Annotated in this window: 3 protein-coding genes; 2 read left to right on the top strand and 1 reads right to left on the bottom strand. The window is 59.9% G+C overall.

Translation table 11 applies throughout. The features are described 5' to 3' along the window. The first annotated feature begins 205 nt into the window (after window positions 1–205). On the top strand, window positions 206–1,186 hold the full coding sequence (locus tag QMX98_RS29815; RefSeq protein ID WP_010457247.1) for a GlxA family transcriptional regulator: 981 nt from the start codon (window positions 206–208) through the stop codon (window positions 1,184–1,186). 2 nt (window positions 1,187–1,188) lie between these two features. Here the strand turns inward: QMX98_RS29815 and QMX98_RS29810 are convergent, their stop codons facing one another. Further along, window positions 1,189–6,054, bottom strand: a complete 4,866-nt coding sequence (locus QMX98_RS29810; RefSeq protein ID WP_282411823.1) for a DUF6543 domain-containing protein — start codon at window positions 6,052–6,054, stop codon at window positions 1,189–1,191. A 286-nt stretch (window positions 6,055–6,340) separates the two neighbouring features. On the opposite strand from QMX98_RS29810, the gene QMX98_RS29805 reads away from it, so the two are divergent. Then, window positions 6,341–7,561, top strand: coding sequence for an aspartate aminotransferase family protein (locus tag QMX98_RS29805; protein ID WP_010457244.1), 1,221 nt, complete (start codon window positions 6,341–6,343; stop codon window positions 7,559–7,561). Window positions 7,562–7,708: the final 147 nt, after the last annotated feature.

The raw sequence follows: 7,708 nt of genomic DNA, 5'->3' as shown, positions 1-7,708 counted from the left end.
CCTAACGGCGGGTCCCAATCCCTGCAGGAGCGGGGCTTGCCCGCGAATGCGGTGGTTCAGACAGCAATCATGTTGACTGAACCACCGTTCTCGCGGGCAAGCCTCGCTCCAACAGGGGAATGCTGCAGGTTTCGAGATTTGCGTTCATTTACGGGCTAGCATTGGCCCATGCCTTCATCACTGTTTTCGTTTCGGATTGCCCGCCATGACTGCCCATCGAATTGGTTTCCTGATTTGGCCCAGCACTAAAGCACTGACGCTTGCGCTGGCTGAGGAGGCCTTGCGTGTTGCCCAGCGTGTGCATCCGGATGTTGTCTACGAATTGTCGTTTTTGCAGGCCGAACCGCCGACCGAAGGCGCCTGGCAACTGCCGGGTGAGCCGTGGGCCGGCAAGCTCGAAAACTTCCAGAAGCTGTTTCTGCTCGCCGATGAGCCGCCGACCACCCTCGCGCCGGCGCTCAGCAGTTCGCTGAAACAACTGGTGCGTGCCGGTTGCGTGATTGGTGGTTTGTCTGCCGGTGTCTACCCGTTGGCGCAATTGGGTTTGCTCGACGGTTACCGCGCTGCCGTGCATTGGCGCTGGCAGGACGATTTCGCCGAACGCTTCCCTAAAGTGATCGCCACCAGCCATCTGTTCGATTGGGACCGCGATCGACTGACCGCGTGTGGCGGCTTGTCGGTACTCGATCTGTTGCTGGCCGTGCTGGCCCGTGATCACGGCGCCGAACTGGCCGGCGCTGTGTCGGAAGAACTGGTAGTCGAGCGTATCCGCGAGGGCGGCGAACGCCAGCGCATCCCGCTGCAGAACCGCCTCGGTTCCAGCCATCCGAAGCTCACACAAGCGGTGTTGCTGATGGAAGCCAACATCGAAGAGCCGCTGACCACCGACGAAATCGCCCAGCACGTGTGCGTGTCCCGTCGACAACTGGAGCGGATCTTCAAGCAATACCTCAACCGCGTGCCGAGCCAGTACTACCTGGAACTTCGCCTGAACAAGGCCCGGCAGATGTTGATGCAAACCAGCAAGTCGATCATTCAGATCGGCCTGTCCTGTGGCTTCTCATCGGGGCCGCATTTCTCCAGCGCCTACCGCAACTTCTTCGGTGCCACGCCGCGGGAAGATCGCAACCAGCGGCGCAGCAGCAGTCCATTCGAGTTGTCGTCGGTGCCGTCCGAGCGCGGCTGATGTTACTCGTCGATCTCGGAACCCTCTGAGGTCGACACCTGTATTTCCCCTCGGTTGATAACCTCCTCCACGCCAAAATCCGCACGGGTCAGTTCAAAGAAGCGGACCAGTCGCGCGAGGCTTTCCTGGGAAAACGGATTGCCTCTCAAGGTGATGTTTTCAGCAATTTCCACCGGCAATTCCAGCAGGTCGCTGGGCACCTCGGTTATTGCATTCATGCTCAGGTCAGCCCAGTCGAGATCCGCCAGCTGAAGCAGGCCGTCGGGTATGTCAGTGATGCCGGTGTCGTTGAGCAGCACGGTCGACAAGTCGGGCATTTGGCTTAGATCCGGCGTGCGCCCCAACGGGTTAAAGCTCAGGTCGAGGTAATCAAGCTGCTCCATTCCCGCCAATGCACTTGCCGACTCCGCTGACAGGCTGACCCGGCAATCGGGGAGCGACAGCGAGCGCAGGCGTCCCATCTTGAACACCGAATCGGGAATGTCACCCAGGTCACACTCGCGCAGCCGCAGGCTTTTGAGGTTGAGAAAGGACTCAAGGAAACGCCCCAGGCGTGTTGCGCCCTCGGCACTGTCAACCTCAAGCGCGGAAACATGGCTGAAGTCCGCACTCAAGGTCGGCAGTTCTCCATTGATGACCGGACGGACCCTGAGTTCGAACGTCGGCTCAAGTGCTTCGTTGAACTCATCCAGTTCCGACTCGCGCTGCCAGCACTTCTCGAGCGCTTGCTTGAATTCGTCGCGGTTCGTTTGCTCGGCAACGAGTTGCTCGTCACTGAACGGTTCGCCCGTCACCGGGTGCTGCTGCGGAACATCGGCGGTCCACGCGGACAAATCGTTTTTCAGCTGGGTGAGCTCTTGTTCAAGGCGCGTCAAATAGCTGCGGCCATCCTCCAGAGTCCCCGGCAATTCGTAGACGAACTCGCTCGCCTGCTCGATTTCCATGCTGGGGTACAGCGCCTTGACCCGATCGATATCGGCTTCTGGTGCATAGACGCCCATGTCGTAGGCGGTTTCGAAGTGGTGTTGCTTGATCAATTCTCGCGCGCTGTTCGACAGTGGGTTGTCGGTGAGGTGCAGGCCGCGCTTGTCGTAAAGCGAACTCTCGAATAACCCGGCAGGCAACTCGCTGATGTGGTTGTTCATCAGCAGGAGGGTTTGAAGCTTTGGGTGTTGCAGAAGGCTGGCCGCAATCCCTGTCTGGCGGGTGTCGCTCAGGTCCAGGTGCGCCAGCTCGCTCATCGTGTCGATATGCGGCAGGGTTTCAAACGGATTTTTGTACAGGTCGAGCATGGCCAGTTGCTTCATTGACGCCAGCTTCGACCACGTGGCGGCGTCGACCCGGATGCCGCAATCGCTCAAGACCAAGGCGTGAAGGTCGGGCATTTGGCTGATGGCGTCGGGGAGGGTGTTCAGGGAAAAGCGGCGCAATTCCAGGCGGCGCAGCCCGCTGAAACCTCGTAGAAACGCGGGAATGGCCTGTGCGCTGCGGGTGCCTTCCAGGGACAGCTGCGAGACATGACTGAAATCGGCAGTCAACGACGGCAAGTCGCCGAGGATCGGCTCTGCAAACCTGAGCACATATTGGGTCACCCCCTCCGGTGTGTCGAAATCCCGGTCGGACTGTCGACGCCAGCTGCGCTGGATTTCCTGGGCCAGCAACCGGCGGTTGTTTCGCTCGGCTTGTTGATCCAGTTCGCTGAGCGGGCTTCCGGTTTCAGGATGGGTTGTGGGGGAATCACTGACCCAGGCGCGCAGGTCCTGATGCAGTCGGGCCAACTCCCTCCTCAAGCGTGAAAGTTCTACGCGAGCACCATCGGGATGAAGTTGCAGTGTCTGGACAATGGACTGCATTTCTTCCTGAGGCAGGTTGGGGTAAACCTCGCGAACCCGGTCGTTGAGCGTCGGTGTCTCGTGGGCGATTCGACTGTAGCCCTCGGTACCACCGGGCAGGCGCATGGTGGTCGGGTCATAGAACGGTTTCCGATGGGGATTTTTTGCAAACAGCCTGCGTAAGGCCGGTTGCTCCAGTGCGTGTTCGGCGATGCGTTGTTTAAGGACCTGGGCATCTGTGATCGAAGGGTTCAACTTGTTGCGTTGCGCATCCGGCAGCGCCCGGAACAAGGCCTGATAAAAATCCTCCGGCGACGAATCCGAGTCTTGGTGTACGTGGTAAGTCCCGTCTTCAGCGCGAACCAGTATTTTTTGTAGGGGCGCATCGGGTTGGCCAATGCTGTCGCGCAAAGCCCCCTCGGCCGAGTAGTCCCGCACTTCGATACGCAACCCGGCTGGTAAATCGGGCGGTGAGTTCAGGCTTTGCAAGGCCATTCGGTGGGTGTCGGTGGTGTCCAGCGCTTCGGAATAAAAACCTTCAGAGGCTCGGATGGCACGCACGGCCTCCATGGCTTTGAGCGCGGCGTCCTTGAGACGCTGGGGCGTGCGGCCGTTGTGCAGCTGTTTCAGTTCCGTGCCGGACGCATTGCTCACCAGTTCCTCGGCGATATCGGTAGGTAACCCCCGCACATCATCGATCAGCCGCTGAACCCGCAGGTCATCGGTTTTTTCCAACGCGCGATAACGCAGATCGAACAGCGATTTGCGGTAATCCCGGGCCAGTTCTGCGGTCCGTTGTCTGAAGGCTGATGTTTGGGCTTGCGCTGTCGGCATTGGCGTGTCGACAGGCCAGCCGTCGTAGCCACTCAGCAGTTGATGTTGCAGGGTCGAATCAGCCTTTCGATAGTGCTCGGGTTGATCACTGCCGATCTGCTCGATAAAGGTGTCGATGTCCCGGTTGATCTTGAAACGCTTGATCGTGTCGGTCAGCAGCGAAGGCGGGCGGTAATGTTCGACATGCATTTCGCGCACGGCGTTGTCGTGGAAACCGCTGACCCGCAGGATCTGCTCGCGCTCGGCGTTGCTGAACGACTCGACACCCTGGCCGATTCGACGCATGACCGTTTCCCGATCCCACTCCAGCGGTTGTTCCAGCTCGGTGTGCCAGGCGCCGTGGTGATTGTGCAGTAAAGAAGGCTGATAAGCATCGGCGCGGCTCGGGTGCTCAATCTGAAACGCGTTGGAGGTGCCGTCGGGTTTCACGGCATACAGTTTTCCTTCCAGAGGCAGCAGCGTCTTGCCCCCGTGGCGATAGAGGCCAAGCTGATCGGGTTTGGCGCCTTCGGGCAAACGCTGTGCCTGTTCGTAAGGGGTCAGATCCGGCTTCCAGTAGCGGGTTTTTCCTTTCGGCGTTGCGACGGGTTTGAGCGGGTCGACCAGCGCGACCGCTTCGCGCGAAAGCAAACGGCTGAAGGCGCCGGCAGCGATCGCACCACCCACCGCGAATGTGCCCACCTCAACCACTGTTTCAGCGAGTGTAATCAAATGCCCGACCGCCTCTGTTTTCAGTCCTTCGGCCAGGTCTACGATGCCTTCGAAGGTTTCGTCGAGTAACTGGTAAGCCATATAACCCAGCATTATTTCGCCAAGAAACGGGACGAACGGCAATGCCACGAATGTTGCGATTTCAAGCAGCGTCGAAGCTACTTTGCTGACGGCATCCCACAAAGCCCAGCGCGCGTTTCGGTCGGCGGAGGCGGTGGAGACGGCCAGCGTGCTGGCGTCGTTGAGGATCTTGTTCAGTTGTCGCTGATAGAGATGGTTCCACAGGTCCGCGCTGAACGGCGTCATTGAAAACCGCAGGTTGGGCCTGTCGATGGGTGTTTCGCGCCAGCTCGGCAGTGGGTCGCCACGCTTGTGTTGATGCCAGGTCACGCGCTGGAGGCGGCGGTTGAGATCAGCAAAAAAAGGGCCCCTTTCCTTATGCTCGACGAAGCGGCTGAAGAACGTCTGGTAGGCCGGGGCGCGTAGCTTGCGGGTCAGCTCGGTCATGAACGCCAGGGTGTTCGGGTACTCCTTGAGCGGGTGCTCGGGATCGTCGGGAATGTAGGCAATGATCCGTGTTCCCTTGCGCGCGCGCTCCAGGCTCGGCGCGAAAACGACAATCCCGGTCAGGAAGGAGGACATGAGGGTAAGGTCATGACCGTACAGCGGCTGGCCATTGAGTCGCGCCCCGGAACGACCTTCCACAAGGCGCAGGATCGAGTGATAGGCATCCTCCGGAATATCCTTGCGGATTTGAGCCATTTGTAGCGCGGCTTTGAGTGCCGTTTTATGCGAGCTGATCACCTTCGCTTTCAACACCGCGCCGGCCACCGGGTTGGTCAGCCCCAGATTGTCTTTGAGGTACGTGGTGTAGCGGGCGCCGATGTCCAGTTCCCGGCACAGCCTCACAAAGGCAGCGATGGTCAGTTTCTGTTTGACCGCCGGCAGCGTATCGAACTGCCCTGCGGGCGATGGTTCGGTAATGAACGTCGAGGCGGGCTCGTAAGCATCAGCCGCCATTTCCGATGCCTGAAAGTTATGCAGGGCGGCGTCGAGCAGCGACACGGTCCAGGTGCGTGCAGCGCCCGTTTTGATCCCGAACCAGGGCACGGCTTGTGGAATGTACAGGCGCAGGAAGGTGGTTTTAACGTCCACTTCCAGATCAAACCGGGTTTTCAAGGCCGCGCTTAGCAACGCTTCGGCGAAGGCGCGTGCGCTTTGCAGCCTCGACAGCGTTGAGTCCAGACGATTTCGCTGGGTCCAATGTTCCTGGCTGAGCTTTTTCAGCGACTGGTGTTGCAGGGATGTCGCGGTGCCGTGCCAGTGCGGCGCGGCAAGCGAGGCGGTTTTGAGGGCATCGCGTGTCGCGGGCGAGGCTTCCAATACCCAGGTCGGCAGGTTGTTGAACAGATGATGGTAGTGATCGTCCGGTTGCGTGGCGGATTCATTGCCACCGACATTTGAAGGGCGATCGTTTTCGTGTCGACTCATGCGCTATTCCCTTAGCGTTTGGATGAGTCGCCAGCAAAACAGAGGATGGCGGGGCGGGTGCGGTACATATTTACCGCACCGCTCGACAAGCCTGCCTATAACCTGTGCCGGCGGTTTAAACTGCGCCTTTGCGACCCTATATGTCGCATTGCCGTAAACCCGGCTGAAACCGGGGTTTGCGCTATAAGAAGTTGTCGCTTGGCGGCAAGGCCGGGCTGAAAACTGTCCTTACAATCCCCCCATCGCTCGCCAGTTTCCGGCGAGTGTTCCTCTTCAGGAGACTCCGATGTCCGTTGAGCACGCTGCGGTAGAACGCGCCGATTTCGACCAGGTAATGGTTCCCAACTACGCGCCTGCCGCATTCATTCCAGTGCGTGGTGCCGGTTCCCATGTCTGGGACCAGTCTGGCCGCGAGCTGATCGACTTCGCTGGCGGGATTGCCGTTAACGTATTGGGCCATGCGCACCCGGCGCTGGTCAGTGCCTTGACCGAGCAGGCGAACAAGCTGTGGCACGTGTCCAACGTGTTCACCAATGAGCCGGCCTTGCGCCTGGCGCATAAGCTGGTCAACGCCACCTTTGCCGAGCGTGCTTTCTTCTGCAACTCCGGCGCCGAAGCCAACGAGGCCGCCTTCAAGCTGGCCCGTCGCGTCGGTTTTGATCGGTTCGGCAGCGAGAAGTACGAAATCATCGCCGCGCTCAACAGCTTCCACGGCCGTACCCTGTTCACCGTGAACGTCGGTGGCCAGTCCAAGTATTCCGATGGTTTCGGTCCGAAGATCACCGGTATCACCCACGTGCCGTACAACGATCTGGCTGCGCTGAAAGCCGCTATTTCCGACAAGACCTGCGCCGTGGTTCTGGAACCGATCCAGGGCGAAAGCGGTGTGATCCCGGCTGAGCTTGAGTACCTGCAAGGCGCTCGCGATCTGTGCACCGCGCACAACGCGCTGCTGATCTTCGACGAAGTGCAGACCGGCATGGGCCGTACCGGCCACCTGTTCGCCTATCAGCATTACGGCGTGGTCCCGGACATCCTGACCAGCGCCAAGAGCCTCGGCGGCGGTTTCCCGATCGCGGCGATGCTGACCACCGAAGACCTGGCCAAGCATTTGGTCGTCGGCACCCACGGCACCACTTACGGCGGCAACCCGCTGGCGTGCGCGGTCGGGGAAGCGGTGATCGACGTGGTCAACACCCCTGAAGTGCTGGCCGGCGTCAAGGCCAAGCATGCCAAGTTCAAGGCGCGCCTTGAGCAGATCGGTGAGAAGTACGGCATTTTCACCAAGGTCCGCGGCATGGGCCTGTTGATCGGTTGTGTACTGAGCGACGCCTGGAAAGGCAAGGCCAAAGACGTCTTCAACGCCGCCGAGCGTGAAGGCCTGATGATTCTGCAAGCCGGCCCCGACGTGGTGCGTTTTGCCCCAAGCCTGGTGGTTGAAGACGCAGACATCGACGAGGGCCTGGACCGCTTCGAACGTGCTGTGGCCAAGTTGACGCAAGCCTGATAGACCCTTCGGCGCCTGACAATTCAGGTGTCGAACCCAATTTTTATGCCGGCCCCGCTCTTCTGTAGAGCAAGGCTTGCCCGCGAAAGCGGCGTGTCAGACCCCTTGTTATTGGCTGACACACCGCTTTCGAGGGCAAGCCTCGCG

Origin of the sequence: Pseudomonas sp. PS02303 (genome assembly GCF_029959925.1) — a bacterium.
In the GTDB taxonomy this organism is placed as follows: Bacteria; Pseudomonadota; Gammaproteobacteria; order Pseudomonadales; family Pseudomonadaceae; genus Aquipseudomonas; species Aquipseudomonas mandelii.
This window is presented reverse-complemented; position numbering and strand designations above follow the sequence as displayed.

Coding starts and splice junctions, on each gene's coding strand:
- QMX98_RS29815 (WP_010457247.1), top strand. CDS start 206: ATGACTGCCCATCGAATTGGTTTCCTGATTTGGCCCAGCACTAAAGCA.
- QMX98_RS29810 (WP_282411823.1), bottom strand. CDS start 6,054: ATGAGTCGACACGAAAACGATCGCCCTTCAAATGTCGGTGGCAATGAA.
- QMX98_RS29805 (WP_010457244.1), top strand. CDS start 6,341: ATGTCCGTTGAGCACGCTGCGGTAGAACGCGCCGATTTCGACCAGGTA.